Annotated in this window: 14 protein-coding genes; 9 read left to right on the top strand and 5 right to left on the bottom strand. The window is 56.1% G+C overall.

Features of this window, described 5'->3' with window-relative positions; translation table 11 throughout:
• Positions 1-164: 164 nt before the first annotated feature.
• The 9 genes from rpmH (at position 165) to AOZ07_RS17935 (ending at position 9,418) form a co-directional block, all read left to right on the top strand.
• The gene (rpmH, locus tag AOZ07_RS18360; protein ID WP_075972541.1) at positions 165-302 is read left to right on the top strand and encodes a 50S ribosomal protein L34; all 138 of its coding nucleotides are present in this window, start codon (positions 165-167) and stop codon (positions 300-302) included.
• A gap of 65 nt (positions 303-367) precedes the next feature.
• Positions 368-721, top strand: coding sequence for a ribonuclease P protein component (gene rnpA, locus AOZ07_RS18355; protein WP_075972540.1), 354 nt, complete (start codon positions 368-370; stop codon positions 719-721).
• Entirely contained in the window at positions 721-1,098 is a 378-nt protein-coding gene (gene yidD, locus AOZ07_RS18350; protein WP_075972539.1) for a membrane protein insertion efficiency factor YidD, read from the top strand. The genes rnpA and yidD overlap by 1 nt, the downstream gene beginning before the upstream one ends.
• On the top strand, positions 1,098-2,072 hold the full coding sequence (gene yidC / locus AOZ07_RS17960) for a membrane protein insertase YidC (protein WP_060703231.1): 975 nt from the start codon (positions 1,098-1,100) through the stop codon (positions 2,070-2,072). Before yidD ends, yidC begins: the two co-directional genes overlap by 1 nt.
• 2 nt (positions 2,073-2,074) lie before the next feature.
• Positions 2,075-2,602: a Jag family protein gene (locus tag AOZ07_RS17955; RefSeq protein ID WP_060703230.1), complete on the top strand. Its 528-nt coding sequence runs from the start codon at positions 2,075-2,077 to the stop codon at positions 2,600-2,602.
• A 46-nt stretch (positions 2,603-2,648) separates the two neighbouring features.
• Positions 2,649-3,290 carry a 16S rRNA (guanine(527)-N(7))-methyltransferase RsmG gene (rsmG, locus tag AOZ07_RS17950; RefSeq protein WP_060703229.1) on the top strand — a complete coding sequence of 214 codons (642 nt, stop codon included), beginning with the start codon at positions 2,649-2,651 and terminating at the stop codon, positions 3,288-3,290.
• Positions 3,291-3,465: 175 nt separating this feature from the next.
• A complete protein-coding gene (locus AOZ07_RS17945) occupies positions 3,466-4,389 on the top strand; it encodes a ParA family protein (RefSeq protein ID WP_075972538.1) in 924 nt (307 codons plus the stop codon).
• 192 nt (positions 4,390-4,581) lie between these two features.
• On the top strand, positions 4,582-5,796 hold the full coding sequence (locus tag AOZ07_RS17940) for a ParB/RepB/Spo0J family partition protein (RefSeq protein ID WP_060703227.1): 1,215 nt from the start codon (positions 4,582-4,584) through the stop codon (positions 5,794-5,796).
• Positions 5,797-8,998: 3,202 nt separating this feature from the next.
• Complete coding sequence (locus AOZ07_RS17935) at positions 8,999-9,418, top strand: hypothetical protein (RefSeq protein ID WP_194943720.1); 420 nt, start codon at positions 8,999-9,001, stop codon at positions 9,416-9,418.
• A gap of 1,106 nt (positions 9,419-10,524) precedes the next feature.
• Here the strand turns inward: AOZ07_RS17935 and trxA are convergent.
• From trxA to AOZ07_RS17910, 5 genes are all read right to left on the bottom strand, one after another.
• Positions 10,525-10,848: a thioredoxin gene (gene trxA, locus AOZ07_RS17930; protein WP_060703225.1), complete on the bottom strand. Its 324-nt coding sequence runs from the start codon at positions 10,846-10,848 to the stop codon at positions 10,525-10,527.
• 29 nt (positions 10,849-10,877) lie between these two features.
• Entirely contained in the window at positions 10,878-11,843 is a 966-nt protein-coding gene (gene trxB / locus AOZ07_RS17925) for a thioredoxin-disulfide reductase (RefSeq protein ID WP_060703224.1), read from the bottom strand.
• A gap of 100 nt (positions 11,844-11,943) precedes the next feature.
• Positions 11,944-13,569: a hypothetical protein gene (locus tag AOZ07_RS17920; RefSeq protein WP_194943719.1), complete on the bottom strand. Its 1,626-nt coding sequence runs from the start codon at positions 13,567-13,569 to the stop codon at positions 11,944-11,946.
• A 125-nt stretch (positions 13,570-13,694) separates the two neighbouring features.
• On the bottom strand, positions 13,695-15,455 hold the full coding sequence (gene murJ, locus AOZ07_RS17915) for a murein biosynthesis integral membrane protein MurJ (protein WP_236995223.1): 1,761 nt from the start codon (positions 15,453-15,455) through the stop codon (positions 13,695-13,697).
• On the bottom strand, positions 15,439-15,978 hold the full coding sequence (locus tag AOZ07_RS17910; protein ID WP_060703222.1) for an NUDIX domain-containing protein: 540 nt from the start codon (positions 15,976-15,978) through the stop codon (positions 15,439-15,441). Before AOZ07_RS17910 ends, murJ begins: the two co-directional genes overlap by 17 nt.
• Positions 15,979-16,092: the final 114 nt, after the last annotated feature.

Genomic DNA, 16,092 nt, shown 5'->3' with positions numbered 1-16,092 from the left:
CTATTGTTATTCAGTCCTGTGTGCTTCATTTTGCGACTTGCTCATTTTCGAAGAGCCCGCAAATAACGCACATTTTATAAGAAATTACGAGCGTCAACCTGTTGTTATCGAGTTAGCTAGTCAACGGGAAGAACGCATCATCTAGATCGTCTTGGAGTGTCACCGTGAGCAAGCGGACTTTTCAGCCTAACAACCGTCGTCGTTCGAAGAAGCACGGTTTCCGTCTTCGTATGCGTACCCGTGCAGGTCGTGCCATCCTTTCGGCACGTCGTGGCAAGGGCCGCACCGAACTCTCAGCATAAATTTGCTAATCAGCTGTTGGCTTCATGATTTCAACGAGCTCAACTAAAGAGCTGGTCCAAAAAACATGTTGCCAAAGAATCAGCGACTGCGCCTAGCGCAGGATCTTACAGCCACAGTACGTTCCGGCGTCCGAAGCGGACGCCGGAACGTCGTGCTATATGCACGCCGTCGTCAAACCGAAGAGTTTGCCGGTGACCGGTTTGGATTCATAGTTTCCAAGGCTGTAGGTATTGCCGTCAAAAGGAACCTCGCTAAACGACGAATGAGGGAAATCGCCCACGAGCTTCGGCGCGTAGATGGCGATATCGACATTGTCGTGCGGGCCCTTCCTGGCGCTGCGGAACTTTCGTGGGAAGAACTTCGTTCCCAAATAAACGCATCTTTTTCAGCTGCGTTGCGGAAGCTCGAGGATCGCTGATGCGTAAGGATTCTGCTCCCCGGACCGGTGTGCTGTGGTTCATCATCGATATTCCACGCAATATCGTCATCGGGATGCTCAAGATCTACCGAAAAATCATCTCGCCATTATATGGCGATGTATGCCGATACTTTCCTAGCTGTTCTGCCTATGGGCTCGAAGCAGTGACTCAGCACGGCGTTGTCAAAGGTGCCGGACTGACCACTTGGCGTATCCTTCGGTGCAATCCGTGGTCACACGGAGGCGTCGATCATGTTCCCGAGGGACCAAGGATTTGGCCAGAAGGCAAACTGCCGAGGATCATAGTTCTGAATCATCCTGTGATTCCCGACGATGAAGACGCCGCGGATAGCGGCCGCAAGGAGCTCGACCACTGATGAACAACTTCCTAGACACGATATTGACTCCGTTTACATATGCGGTGTCGTGGGTTTTGTGGGCATTCCACGAACTGTTCACCCGGATTGGGATGGATGAAGGGTCAGGCGTTACCTGGACCCTGTCGATCATCTTCCTTGTGTTGCTGATCCGTACCTTGCTGATTCCAGTCTTCGTCAAGCAGATCAAGTCGCAGCGCGCTATGCAGGCCCTTCAGCCTGATCTGCGCAAGCTGCAGGCCAAGTACAAGGGCAAGACCGACCAGATGTCGCGCCAGGCTATGGTTCAGGAACAGCAGGCGCTGTTCAAGAAGCATAAGACCAACCCGCTGTCGTCGTGCCTTCCGCTGTTGATTCAGATGCCGTTCTTCTTTGCGCTGTTCCGCGTACTGAATAACGCCTCCCATGCCAGCGAGAACCACCAAGCTGTTGGCGCGTTGTCCGTCGAGAACATCCGCAGCTTTGACAGCGCACAGATCCTCGGCGCTCCGCTGTCCGAGACGTTCCTGGGCACCATCAACTCCGGAAACATCAACTGGGCCGTAGTAATCGTGGCCGTGATCATGATCCTTGCGATGATCGCTTCCCAGTTCTTCACCCAGCGCCAGCTGATGACCAAGAACATGAGCAAGGAGGCCCTCGAGGGGCCGTTCATGCAGCAGCAGAAGATGATGCTGTACATCCTGCCGCTGGTCTTCGGTATCGGTGGTATCAACTTCCCAATTGGTGTTCTGATTTACTGGACCGCAACCAACCTGTGGACCCTGTGCCAGCAGTTCTGGGTCATCCGCAACAACCCTACGCCAGGCTCGCAGGCCGAGCGCGAGCTGAACGCCCGCCGTGCCGAAAAGGGCCTGCCACCGGTAGGCGTGAAGAAGGAAGATGCAGCCGCTGCTGCCGAAGAAGCCGCCCAGCAGGCTGCCAAGGGCCAGCGCGAACAGCCAAAGCGTAATAACCGCCGGAAGAAGAAGTAGCGATGACTGCAACTGAGAATATCGACGCACCAGAACTTGAAGCCCCGATCGATAACGAGCAGGAGGTTCTGGACGAGGGCGAAGTCGCTGCCGACTACCTCGAGGAACTTCTTGATATCGCCGATCTCGATGGAGATATCGACATCGAAATCCGCGGTGGACGTACCTACATTTCCATCGTGACCGAGGACGACGACACGTCCTTGGACAGCCTGGTGGGCGAAAACGGAGAGACCCTTGACGCTCTCCAGGAACTGACCCGGCTAGCAGTTCTCACGGCCACTGGTGAGCGTTCACGCCTGATCCTGGACATTGCGGGCTACCGTGCAGACCGTGCAGAGCAGCTCAAGAAGCTGGCTGAGGAAGCTATTGCCAACGCCCGTGATACCGGCGAAAAGGTTCATTTGGAGCCAATGAGCGCATACGAGCGCAAGCTTGTGCACGACGTGATTGCCGAGGCAGGATTGCATTCGGAGTCCGAAGGCGAATCAACTCGACGCCATATCGTTGTTTCGGTATTGGACAGTTAAGCAAGAATACGCACCAGCGTGATGATCGACCTAAAGGACCAAGACCATGACTGAGGATCTCAGCCTTACTGCAGAAGAGACCCTGGCCGCCGAAAAGATCTTCGGCGACCGCCTGGATCTAGCCAAGCGCTACGTTCAGCATCTGGCTACCTCAGGCATCGAGCGCGGACTGCTTGGGCCGCGGGAGGTTCCACGCTTGTGGTCGCGCCATGTGCTCAATTGTGCAGTGATTGAATCCGTAATGGAGCAAGACGTCGAGGTAGCTGACGTAGGCTCCGGGGCAGGCCTTCCAGGCCTATGCCTCGCCATCGCGCGCCCAGACTTGAAGCTCACTCTGATTGAGCCTCTGGAACGTCGCTGCATCTGGCTGTCCGAAGTAATTGAGGACCTTGGCCTTGATAACGTGACCGTCATGCGCGGCCGCGCCGAGCAAATGGTAGATGTGGTTAACGCACGCTACGTCACCGCACGCGCGGTGTCCGCGCTGGCGAACTTGGCCGGCCTGACTATCCCGCTGCTGCACGGCCAGGGCGAACTCATTGCTATCAAGGGCCGGTCGGCTGCCGAAGAAATCGACAAGGCCTCGAAGGCCATCCGTAAGCTTGGCGGCAAAGAGACTGAAGTCTTGACCATTGGCGAAGATTTGCTTGCAGAGCCTACTACGGTGGTTCGCATTAAGGTTGGCTAGTCCAACGCGATAGTCTGTTAACTAGTTCTGGGAGTGCGGTGACTTCATTGTGCAGAGTTCTGCCGAATGAAATGATTTAGCAATCCCAATAACTTGTTTTGAATGTTTCACGTGAAACATTGTCGGTGTAGCCATCAATATAGGCTTCACCAATTCACGAGGAGGAGTTTTACCTGTGTCCAAGACTAAGAGCTCGTCGGATAGTGCTTTTGACTTTAGTGACTCTTCCTCGCCATTGGCTACGCAGATAGCTAGCGAACATCGTCGTCGCGAAGCTTTGGAGGCCCGAACGGTGCCAGCTCCCGAGAAAACCCGTTATTTCACAATCTCGAACCAAAAGGGTGGCGTCGGTAAAACCACCACCACAGTTAACCTGGCTGCTGCATTGGCCAAGGGTGGATTGAACGTTTTGGTGATCGACATTGATCCGCAGGGAAACGCATCGACCGCTTTGGGAATTGAGCATCATTCCGAAGTAGATAGCATCTATGACGTACTAATCAACGATCTTCCATTGTCTGAGGTTGTGGCCACGTGCCCGGACCTGCCATCATTACAGGTTGCGCCGGCAACCATTCACCTAGCAGGTGCGGAGATCGAGCTCGTTTCCCTGGTCGCGCGTGAACAGCGCCTGCAGCGGGCGCTAGACGATTACGCGCGTGCTCGCCAGCGCGAGGGGCTGCCGCGACTAGACTATGTCTTCATCGACTGCCCACCAAGCCTGGGACTTCTTACCGTCAACGCCTTTGTGGCTGCCCGTGAGGTCCTGATCCCTATACAGTGCGAGTACTATGCGCTTGAAGGTTTGAGCCAGCTGCTGAAGAACATCGAGATGATTCAGAAGCATCTGAATTCCAAGCTCACTGTTTCCACCATCTTGCTGACGATGTACGACGGACGTACCAAGCTGGCAGCTCAAGTTGCCAACGAAGTGCGAGAGCACTTCCCGGAACAAGTACTTGATGCTGTCATTCCCCGGTCAGTACGAATCTCCGAAGCTCCAAGCTACCAGCAAACTGTGATCACCTACGATCCAAACTCAACCGGCGCCCTGTCGTACTCCGAAGCTGCCTATGAGATGGCTGAACGAGGCGCCTAGACCGGTGCATCTAATCTCCGTGAATTAGCTGATATTTTCAGATGAAAATATTTGTTTTTTCGGATAATACTCGGTAGTTCAGTACGGTGAGCAACACCTGCACCAACTCTCTGTAAGCATCCCCGGTTCAATGTCTAAAAACAGTAGACTAGTCTCGGGCTGAATGTTCGGACGAAAGGGCGTGCAATAATCATGGCAGAGAAGAAGCGTGGATTGGGCAGGGGACTGGGAGCACTCATCTCGAGTTCGCCTGTGTCGGAGTCTGTCGAAGAGACCAACGATGTTTCACGTGAAACAACCAAGCATGAGGTTAAGGCGGCTCCTGATAAAGCCAAGGCATCACGCCCCGTTGACATGTTTTTCGAACCTGGACGCAAGTCTTCAACGCCAAAGCCTGCCACTTCGACCACTAAATCATCGAAGCGCCCTCGCGCTACCATGCCCGGCTTGAACACGACCCTTGCGTCGAAGGCGAAATCAGCCGAAGAGTCTTCCGCGAAAGCGGCAGAACCAGTCAAGGCAAGCGCGGAATCAGCGGTAAAAGGCGTCGTACCGGCATCCCCGATCGAAAACTCGTCAGGTCTGGTAGAAGTGCCTGGTGCACAGTTTGCTGAACTTGATGTCAAACTGATCCACCCTAACCGTAAGCAGCCCCGCACCAATTTCGATCAGGAGCACATGGATGAGCTCATCCATTCCATTCGAGAAATTGGACTGCTTCAGCCCATCGTAGTTCGCCCATCACGCGAGTCTGATGATGAACCATACGAACTCGTAATGGGTGAACGTCGTTGGCGTGCCACACAGGCAGCGGGTCTAGAAACGATTCCCGCGATCATCCGTGATACGCAGGACACCGACCTTCTGCGTGACGCATTACTCGAAAACCTCCACCGATCGCAGCTGAATCCACTCGAAGAAGCTGCGGCTTATCAGCAGCTTTTGGAGGAATTTAACTGTACTCAAGAGGTACTTTCAGATCGCATTGGCCGATCGAGGTCACAGATCTCCAACACGATCCGCCTCATGAAGCTTCCACCGTTGGTACAGCGCCGAGTGGCTGCCGGAGTGCTATCTGCGGGACACGCACGCGCTCTGCTGGGTCTGTCGAATAACGAAGCCATCGAGCAGCTGGCGCAACGCATCATCAATGAAGGCCTCTCGGTGCGCGCGACGGAAGAAGCGGTAGCCTTGAGCGACGATAAGCCCAAGAAGCCAGCCAAGAAGGCAAGGGAGACGCAGAGAAATGAACGGCTCGATTTCCTTGCCACGTCTTTGGCGGACCGTCTGGATACCAATGTAAAGATTCAGCTGGGTAGCCGCAAAGGCAAGGTCAGCATTGAGTTCGCGTCGGTCGACGACCTGAACCGTATTATGCAAGTCATCGATCCGAACATGAAGCAGTAATTTCTTCAGACAGGGCGCATGTTTCACGTGAAACATGCGCCCTGTCTGCGTTTGGGGATGTTTCACGTGAAACTGTATGACGATGATTGTTCTCCAAGGCAGACCTTCATGAGTCACATCGACTCCGGGGGAGGGTTGTCGAGCTGAGCCAATCTAGTTGCCTGATTTGATATTCCCTGGGCAGTCGAACTCTCGTCCCAAACGCGTCTCAAAGTTGAGATGCGGTTTGCGAGAGGAGAACAGTTGAATTCAAATGCGGCATTGCCGCTCTTCCAGGAATTGAATCATTTGGGTAATACCGTGCCTCGGTTGCAGCTAGACCCCACCATCTCCCGGCGCCTACGGGCGCAAGCCCTTTAAAGCAAATGCATAAGGCCGTGCCTGCGATCCGGTGTTTCACGTGAAACAAGAAACTGTCTAGGTAACTCCTGCCAACCAATAATCCATTGAGATTCCAGATTTCCAGACGAGAGCGAGAGTTAGTGTCGCTGAAAAATTCTAGAGTATGCCAGCCTTGCGCCAACACCCGAAAATGGGTTGGACGTGTAGTTCGCACCGAGAAAGAATCCTGCCAGGCACCTGCCTTTGGAAACCTGGCCTCGATGTCGTGAGTAATGAATGCGTTTGGCCGAACGATGAGCAAATCTTCGCGCGATGTTGCTTGCAGTTGTAAAGACTGTCAGCAGAGCAACGACGCCATTACTGGAGCGAATGCTGCAGAACAGATCGTATTGCAGCTCTTGAGCACTCTGCGTCATCCAGGCGGATAGTTCTGATGATTGTTTGCCTAAGGAAGACTGGCAATATCGATGTAATGAAGAAGGAGGTGGACCTTCTTTAGAAATTTCTCCTCCGCCTATCGACGTCACAACTTCTGAGGGGATGTACCTTCAGCCTAGCGTTGCCAGAACCTTGCGAAGCTTGGCAGGTCCTTCTGATTGGCAAACGGGAGAAGCTGCGCAAATTCATCTTGGAAATTGTCCGTTGACTGTCTTTGGGAAGGCGCTGGGTTTCCTTGAGGCGAGGGACGTATAAAGTTAATTTCCTGCAGATCCTTTTCGCTAAGGCAGTTGGACATAGGACCGGGATCGAGGAGCAGATTCACATTCGAGAGTTATATTGATACCCAATGCCGAGCGCCGGTTGTCGATGGAATTCGTAGCCAGCGTATTGCGAACCTGACTTAGAGCCGGGGGAGTGGCAGGAAGGGGGTCTTGCTAGTGGTTAATTTTGAAAACTGCTTGCAAACTGTTTCAAAAGGTTCACGATCCTTGGACCGATGGCCAGTTGCAGAAACGCCACAGAAGCAACCGTGAATGCCGCAGCTCATGCAGCTCTGTTTTGATCTCCGAATAGTTCCCCAGATAGACCGCAATCGCAGATTCGTAGTTCTTTGCCATCAATCTGATAAGTCCTGGACGACAGATGAAATCAGCACCAGGATTTTTGGAAGCCCCGTGACGAGAATTCATAGTTGAGTTCAATGCAAACAGAACACCGTTTGATGAACCGACGGGAACTCGAAGGGTTCTCCTTGGAGATCTGAAGGTGTTCCCGTTTCACGTGAAACATCAATTCTCCTGGGCGATGCCAATAAAGTTCAGTCATCAGCAGGTCACCGTTTCACGTGAAACATGGCGGACTTGGCGTGCTAGGTGACCATCGATAGATAAGAAACGGTAGATCTCGATGAGTCGTGATAATCGATGATGATTTGATATCGCTTAGGACAAGTGGTGCACCATATCGACTGGGTCTAGTCTCAATTTAGTATCTGGCAGGACAGGACTTCGAATGCAACAGATCCGAGCACCCCGACGACTGCATGCAGGGATGAAGGTTCTCCGGAATTGCATCGTATCGATGCCAACGGATCCTGGTACTTTGGGCGCTGATGGGAATCCCCACGAAGGGGCTCATGGCTGTGCTGGAACCAACGATGATAGATAATCAGGACTTTTAGACGAAGCCAATCCACTCATGCTTTCCTCGTTGACCCCTAATTGTTCCAAGTATCATTTCAAGAACTTGGCTTCGATTTCCTAGGGCTGCGTGTATTTGATTCTGCTTCCATGAACCTGACAGGTGCCCATCTAAGAGACAACAGACCCACGAGAACGGCAGAGGACAAAAGGTGCTCGCTGGGCCCCGACGGCCTCATCAGAGCAGGGGCGGGGATTGGGGTGAGAATCCATCTCGGGCTACTGCAAACCCTCAGGGGCTGTGCAGCGTCAATGATCCACCCAGAGTGCCCGACGAGACTCTTTAGGGACGCAGGGAGGGATACAAGGCCTCTTAGTGCCCGCGTACCTCGGTGTGCCGACCGCGTGTGGCTGACAGGAGGATCAACGATGGTGTGAGCAGGATATGAACCAGCCTCGGGTCTAGCGCGCATCTGCAAGACCTGCCTGCACTGCCTTAACCAGAGCTACTAATACAGAAACCCTGCTCGCTGATGCAGCTGGAAGAACTTGGAGGGTTTTGGTCACGGATGAGCGCAGGCGATCTTGCAGCAATCCGGGCAAGGTCCGTATTGAGCTAGATTCGGTGCCTTGCGTACACGGGAGAACGATTTCATCAGGGGAGGAGCCGATCATTGCGTTTGTCCCTCTGGGCAAGCTTTAGATCACTCGCGAGCATCGATCGGTGCGGACCTGCGGCCATCGGCTTTTGCGACATTCCCCGGAGATGCGGCACCAGGAAATCGAAACAGTACAGGTTTACGAGCCTTGTCCGGAACCAGGTCTAGCAAAGATTCTGGTCGACACCCTCCGGCCAGTCCACCATCGACGAGTTGGTATTGATGCGCGGATCAGAACGACCTGAAGAGGTTCCCAGACGACTCAAACCTGTAAGCGATCCCGCTTCGGCAGACGAGACAAAATCGAAAGGCAGTGTTGAAGACACGGTGATCGAGGGGATAACCGATTTCGGGACTGGAGTTGCTGAACTGAACGACGGACTGTGGCTAGGGCGGTTCCATCTCTCGATCCAGGTTGGCTACTGGAGAATGCCGGGGGTACCAAACGTGGGGCAGGGGGAGCGGTAAAAACGGAAACTTTGATACACCGGACTTTAGAACAGCTGCCTTTGAAGAAGCGATAGTAGGAACGTCAAAATGCACCACGAAGCAGTTATCTCGTTTCCGAGTTCGCAATAGGCATGGGGCAAAGTGTGATCTGAACGTTGCGGAGAAGGCAGCTTGGAACTGAACGGCAACGGCGGTCGAAAAATGAACTGGACTTGGCGGTCTGGTTCCGTCCTAGCTTCGCTGCTACCGGTAGAAAAGCATCAGCATGTTGCCTTTCAGCCGTCAGAATCGACCACGCGCGGCCACGACTTGGCCAAGGTGAAGCATCCCGTCAATCAATGCCGCAGGATCACGGCCATCGATGAACACGGCACCACACCCCGAGACAGATACATCGCTCGTCAAGGTCAGCGTTGCGTGCTCACACCGGATAACGGCGACGGCGACATGAACAGCGCCAATCAGATCCAATGGGATGGCCGGCAAGAACGCATGGTACGGGCGTTGGCTGTTGTCGTCCAATTACAGAACTGCTCATTGAAGCCACCAAGCGTGGTGAAACAGGATCATGGAATGAGTGAGGCTGCGTAGTGCCCATTGCATCGATCCTAGATGCCCTGGGACAGGCGCGGTCGTGGTGAGGCTACCGTTCCAAACGGGCGCCCAGAGGACACCTGAACTGCTCCAGGTCCTTGGCGTGGCAGATGTCCATGCCGGCGCCAGGCCCGTTATCTGGATTCGACTGGTTTGAAACAAGATTCACGTGGTGGCGAGGGTTCCAGATGCGGATCAGTAGGCCATCGGTATCGCATCTGGGGATTATCTGTCGGCTTGGTTCGACAGTCCGCTGCTCAGGCAGGTCGTGGATACCTGCTCCCGAAAATATCGCTCCGGCCCGGGCAAGCGGATCTTTCCAGCGATCGTCGTCGCTGGAGAAAATGATGCACCTTTTGCAGCTCCCGCACTCGTGGGGTGTACACGTCGAACGTAGTCTTGATCGGTTTCGTTTGCCACTAGAGAGTCTGGCCAAGACTGCGGGCTTGGTGACAACGGTGTGTAGAGGTCGAGGCCGCTTGCGATACATGCCTTGGGATACCCCTCCACTACGAGCCTGCGTCGCAGGGATCGATCTTCGCAAGAGATAACATTCCTATCCTGGAAGGTTCACTTTTCGGCCACCATTAGCGACCAGCATTCTACCGACAGCGTTAACTTGTGGACTCGCACGAGAAGTGGCGTGCTCGAAGACTGGAAAGTCCCTTGGCGACCTTTGATCCCTGGGGGACAAAAAGTGTAGAAGGGAACATTTCTCAGGCGGTGTCCTCTCCATCGGTGGATCCAAGTTTTGATGTTTGCACAAACTTGAAGTTCCAGACTCTCCGGCAAGGGGCTTAGAAAGTCTCCGCTGCTGGTCGTGTCGTGTGCCGAACAGAATTGTGAATGATTTTCGTGGGAGAGAAGACCAACCTGTCAGGTGCAGGAAGGAAAATCGCTGTAGAGCCGGCCGGTGGCAGGAAAATATTGCCAGAATCATGAAAAACAATAGGATCAATTTTCATTTCATCAAATATTCGTCAGATCCGGTCCAGAACTGCTGTCAGATCAAGCCTGACCCCAGCTAGGGTATGAGGAAACCTCCAGACACTGAAAAAGGGACCGGCCGACGGCCGGTCCCTATCTCAGATCTTGTGCAGGACTTACAGGTAGTCTGCGAAGTCCTTCTCGATGACAGCCTTTGGCTTGGCACCGATCGAGGTGGCAACGTGCTCGCCACCCTTGAAGACGTAAACAGCTGGGATGCTGGTGATACCGTACTTGGCCGCGATGCCCTGGTTCTCGTCAACGTTGACCTTGACGACGTCTACCTTGGCCGCGTGCTCCACGGCGATCTGATCCAGAACTGGACCCAGCTGGCGGCAAGGGCCGCACCACTCTGCCCAGAAATCGACGATGACTGGCTTTTCGGCATCCAGAACTTCGCTCTGGAAGGTTGCTTCAGTTACTGCTTTTGCGTTGCTCATAAGAGAGAACCCCTTTCTGGGAAAACTAATTAGATGGTAGCTACAGTCTCGTTGACGTTAGCCAGGTAGTGCTCCACGTCCTGTGCAGCCGCGCAGCCGGAAGCAGCTGCGGTAATTGCCTGGCGGTAGGTGGAATCGATAACATCGCCGGCAGCAAATACACCTGGCAGCGAAGTCTTCGAGGTGCGTCCTTCGACGGCAATGGTGCCCTCGGAAGTCAGCTCGAGCTGATCCTTGACCAGATCAACACGTGGGTCGTTGCCAATGGCAACGAAGATGCCGGTGACATCCAAGGTGCTCTTGGCGCCGTTGACGAGGTTGTTCAGCTCGATGCTCTGAACCTTGTCCTCGCCGTTGATGCCAACGACCTCGGAATCCCACACGAAGTCGATCTTCTCGTGCGCCAGGGCGCGCTCAGCCATGATCTTCGATGCGCGCAGCTCGCTGCGGCGGTGCACCACGGTGACCTTGGCAGCGAACTTGGTCAGGAACAGGGCTTCTTCCATGGCTGAGTCACCGCCGCCGATCACGGCGATGTTCTGCTCGCGGAAGAAGAAACCGTCGCAGGTAGCGCACCAGGAGACACCGTGGCCGGAGAGGCGCTTCTCGTCGTCCAGGCCCAGTTCGCGGTAGGCGGAGCCGGTGGAGATGATCACGGTGCGGGCCTGGTAGATGGTGCCGTCGGCCAGGGACAGGGTCTTGATCTCGCCTGCGAGGTCCATCGCGGTGACATCATCGAAGAGGATCTCGGCGCCAAAGCGCTCGGCCTGCTTCTGCATGTTGTCCATCAGGTCCGGGCCCATGATTCCCTCGGGGAAGCCTGGGAAGTTCTCCACGTCCGTGGTGTTCATCAGTTCGCCGCCGGCGGTGACTGACCCTGCGATGACCAGTGGTTTCAGGTTCGCACGCGCGGTGTAAATCGCAGCGGTATAACCCGACGGGCCGGAGCCGACGATGATTACGTCGCGGATTTCGTCGTTCTGTGCTGATGTCACGGGGGTAGAACCCTTTCGTCCTAATAGTGCGAGGTGGATAGCGAGGCTTTACCTCACTATCCACCTCAACGTATGGCTTTGCTAAAAAATTCCGCTTCTGTTACTTGGCGGAGAACTCGCCGATTTGCAGGCCGTATGGGCGGGACTCGTTGCCGCCCGAAGCCTTGCGTGGCAGGTCGGTGACGTTCAGGAAGACGTAGGAGCCTTCCATGGAGTCCTTGTCGCCGTCTTTCACGGTTACGGAAACCGATGGGCCGGAGAACGAGCCCTTGGCTACGGACTTGGCGTCTCCCAGATCGTCGGAATCGCCGACCAGGATCTCGTAGTCGCCGCCGGTGGCATTCAGGCCGTCCAAGTTCACCTCGGAGATCGCTGACTCGTCTTCAAGCTCGAGGATGAAGACCATGTTCGATGCGAAGCCACCGAAGTTGCTGGTGGTGTACGTGTAGGTGTTGTACGAGCTGGAGGCGTTGCCATCGATCATGTTTGACAGGGTGCCATCGGTTTCCGCATTCAACTGCTGATTGCCGGGAACCAGACGTGAAACGTCCGAAATTTCAGGCTTGGGCAGGGTCGGCTCGGTGGATTCCTCGGCCTTGTCGGTCTCCGAGGGCTGCGAGGCTTCCGTCGTTTCGCTCGGACCGTCTGCGGTGGTGTTCTTGTCTCCGCCGAGGAAGTTGAAAGCGAAGACGACGGCAAGGATCAAGACGATCAGCAGAACGGCGCCAACCAGCAGGCGGGTGCCCTTCGAGCTGCTTTCCTCTTCTTCCTCATCGGTGACGGGAGCCGCTGCGCTTTGGGCAGGTACATTCTTGGCTGCTGCCGGGAAGGTCGATGCCTTGGCTGCTGCTCCTGCCGCGGCGCCAGCTGCTGCCGCACCGGCAATGGCTGCGCCACCCTTCTTCTTGGCTGGCTTCCGATCTTCGTCGGCCGGATCCTGTTCTGGCTTCTTCTCGGCGGATTCGGCCTGAGGCTGTTCAGGGCGGGCTGCGGCCGGCGCATCTCCCTTGGACTGGGCAGCGGCGGCAAGAGCCGCAGTGGCGGTGACATTTGGCTCGTCGTCTTCGTCGTCCAAACGGGTGACCGCTGGCTGGCCTTCGGTATCCGGCTGCTCGGTGGGAGTGACCGGGGTAGCGGTGGTGGCAGCTACCTGTTCGTTCGGGGCAGTCTGGTCGAACTGCTCCTCTGCGGGCTGCTCTTGGTTCTTCTTGCCGAAGCGGTGCTTCAGGCCAGCAAAGCCGCTGGAGAAGGCAGTGCCGAGCCTGCGCTGATGCTCCGGCTGCTCGTCGTCGTACTGCAACTGCTCGTAGTACTGGCTGTCGTCCTCATAGGTTTCAGGCACGGACTGGCGGGATTCGCCAAAGATCTCGGTGCCGAGGGTATCGGTGAAGAACGGCTCCACATAGGGCGCCTCATCGGATTCCAGCACCAGATCCAGCAAATCCGAGGATCGTGCCACGTTGGCAACGAGGTAGGTCTGGTTGGCATCGGTGATGCCAAGGTCCAGGACCTGGACGTTGGAGGCGCGCTCGCCCATGGCGATTTCGCGGGCGCTGGCCGCAAGCTGCGAGGAGTTATCGGTCGAAGCCACCATGATGCTGACGGATCTGTTCAGGACCTGGTCAATGCCGCCGAGTACCAAATCACCTTCAGCTGATGAAAGGACAGTCTCAGTGACCTGGTAACGGCCGCTGAGGACAGAGCCGACATCGATTGGCTGCGACACGTGCATCTCCAAGGGTTGATTGTTCTTCGGTGGCAGTACAGAGACCACCACCAGTCATGTTACCTGTCGGTGCAACCTAAATGGTGCCAATTTGCCCAGAATCACTAGCAAGTTTCAGAGGTTTCTCAGCTCTTGAATCCGGGGATTCTGCGAAGGATCGGGCCGAGGAAGCCTTGGAGCTCTGGGACCTTGGTCTTGTGCAGCAATCCGATGTAGACCACGCCCATGGTTCCGGCGACCAGAACGATCGAAATAATGGCGTTAATCAGCGAGCTGTAGGCGAAACCGAAGCTGAATCCGCCCAGCATCCACAGCACCAGGGAACCCACCGCACCAGCGATGGTCGCCATCCAGCCCACGCGGACGTAGGTATCGATCACCGAGGTGACACCGTAGCTGCCGTAGCGGCGCTTAACCAGATAATGGGTGCCGATACAGCCGAGCACATTGGTCAGGCCGTAGATGAAAGCGATGGCCGCGGCAATATGCATCGGATCGACCAGTGCGGCGGCGGAGAAGGCAAGAAGCAAGCCGAGAGCCGCGGTGGCGGTCTGGATCAGCATTGGAGTGCGGGTATCTTCTTCGGCATAGAACACGCGCAGCATGAAGAACTGCAGGGATTTGAACGGCAGGCCCAGCGAGGTCAGGAGCAAAAGCTGGCCCAGGGCACCGGCGGCTTGGGCGGCGTTTTCCGAGGAGCCGGCAAAGAGGCGCCCCAATGGGCCGGCGAGCACAATGAACACGATGGTGCAGAAGACAATCGGGATGGCCGTGGAGCGCATGCCCCGGTTGAGCAGCTGGCCGACATCGGAGACGCGGTTCTCGGTGAAGGCCCGGGCGAAGTCGTTGAACAGCACCGTGGCCACGGTCAGGGCGAAGAGGGAATGCGGCAAGACCGTGATCAGCTGGGATGTGTTCAGCGCATACTCGCCAGCAACCGAAGCCGCCTGTTCGGCCGGCAACTGGGCACGCGCTGCGGTCGCCCCGGAGACGATCTTGGAGTACAGCAGCGAGGAGAGGTTGCCGATGACCATGGCGGCCAGCGTCCAGATCGCCAGCTTGCCCACGTGGCGCAGGCCCATGCCACGCCAGCCGAAGTCGAGGGTGAGCTTCAGCCCGCTCTTCTTCAGCGGCCAGAACAGCACCAGGGACTGCATGACGATGCCAAGGGTCGCCCCGCCGGCGAGCCACACGGTCTTCAGATAGCTCCAGTCCTGCATCGGATCGCCCGAGGTGTAGGCGCCAAAGGTGAGGATGAAAGCGCCGATGACCAGGAGCTGGATGATGTTGTTGATGGCCGGCGCCCACATGAAGGCGGCAAATCGGCCGTTGGCGTTGAGCACCTGGCCAAGGACTGCGTAGAGCCCGTAGAAGAAGATCTGCGGCAGCGACCAGTACGCGAAGGCCGTGCCGAGCACGATCATCGGTTCGGACCAGTTGTTGGTCAGCGCGGTGATCAGCGGCCTGGCGCCCAGGGTGAGCAGCAGGGTCAGGACGCCCATCACCACCACGGTCAGTGAAATCAGCTTGGAGGTGTACGCTGCGCCTCGGTCCTTGGCCTTGGATGCCTTGATCAGCTGGGGAATCAGCACGACGTTGAACACGCCACCGGCCAGCAGCATGTAGATGATCGTCGGAATGACGTTGGCTTTTTCAAAGATGTCGGCCACCGAGGTGACCGAGCCGATGGCCATGGCCAGCAACGCTGTCCGGGCAAAACCGAGCAGGCGCGAAACCATGGTGCCCGAGGCCATCAGGGCATAGACCTTGGAGCGCGACCTGCCTTGCTGGTGATGCAGCTCCACAGGAGGTTCGGCGACTAGGTCCATGGCTCCGGTCATAGGCTGCTGATCGGCGCCGGCAGATGAATTAGGAACCTGAGTCATGCTTTGTTAGAACCTCGCGTGCCAGATCAGCGATCCGGCGCTCATTAGGGAAGGACAGGCGCTTGCCGAGGGAATCCAGGGGAACCCAGGCAACATCGACGGCTTCGTGGTCGGGATCATTCTCGATCGTCAGATGCCCGCCGGTAGCTTCCAGCAGGAAATGGTGCACGGTTTTGTGCACCCGGTAGTTTGTCACGGTGAACCAGTAGTCGACCGAACCCAATGGCGCGAGGATTCTCCCGGCGATGCCGGTTTCTTCCTCGATTTCGCGGATCGCCGCTTCCTCGTTGGATTCCACGCCCTCGGGGTGCCCCTTGGGTAGGCACCATTCCAGGCGACCGCCGCGGTTGTACCGGGCGATAATCGCTACCGGAAGCTGCGGGGCTTTGAAGTCGATGACGATGCCGCCGGAAGAGACTTCTTCCACTGTTGGCAAGCTCGTGTGACCGCCCGTTGCCTGTGCGCGAGCCATTGACGCAGTCAATGGAGTGCGCTTTGGGGCAGACGGGATCGGTCGGTTCATGAATCCACTCTATCGAGAAAGTGGCCACCTTCGCTTTATCGACGTGGACAAGTAAGTTATCTCGCAAGCGAATTCGGTGCATTTTCAAGCATTTCGCCCAGATTTCTGGCACGC

Origin of the sequence: Glutamicibacter halophytocola (assembly GCF_001302565.1) — a bacterium.
GTDB classification, from domain to species: domain Bacteria; phylum Actinomycetota; class Actinomycetes; order Actinomycetales; family Micrococcaceae; genus Glutamicibacter; species Glutamicibacter halophytocola.
Note: the sequence above shows the minus strand (reverse complement) of the source record. Positions and strands in the feature narration are given on the sequence as shown.

Coding starts and splice junctions, on each gene's coding strand:
- rnpA (WP_075972540.1), top strand. CDS start 368: ATGTTGCCAAAGAATCAGCGACTGCGCCTAGCGCAGGATCTTACAGCC.
- yidD (WP_075972539.1), top strand. CDS start 721: ATGCGTAAGGATTCTGCTCCCCGGACCGGTGTGCTGTGGTTCATCATC.
- yidC (WP_060703231.1), top strand. CDS start 1,098: ATGAACAACTTCCTAGACACGATATTGACTCCGTTTACATATGCGGTG.
- AOZ07_RS17955 (WP_060703230.1), top strand. CDS start 2,075: ATGACTGCAACTGAGAATATCGACGCACCAGAACTTGAAGCCCCGATC.
- rsmG (WP_060703229.1), top strand. CDS start 2,649: ATGACTGAGGATCTCAGCCTTACTGCAGAAGAGACCCTGGCCGCCGAA.
- AOZ07_RS17940 (WP_060703227.1), top strand. CDS start 4,582: ATGGCAGAGAAGAAGCGTGGATTGGGCAGGGGACTGGGAGCACTCATC.
- trxA (WP_060703225.1), bottom strand. CDS start 10,848: ATGAGCAACGCAAAAGCAGTAACTGAAGCAACCTTCCAGAGCGAAGTT.
- murJ (WP_236995223.1), bottom strand. CDS start 15,455: ATGACTCAGGTTCCTAATTCATCTGCCGGCGCCGATCAGCAGCCTATG.
- AOZ07_RS17910 (WP_060703222.1), bottom strand. CDS start 15,978: ATGAACCGACCGATCCCGTCTGCCCCAAAGCGCACTCCATTGACTGCG.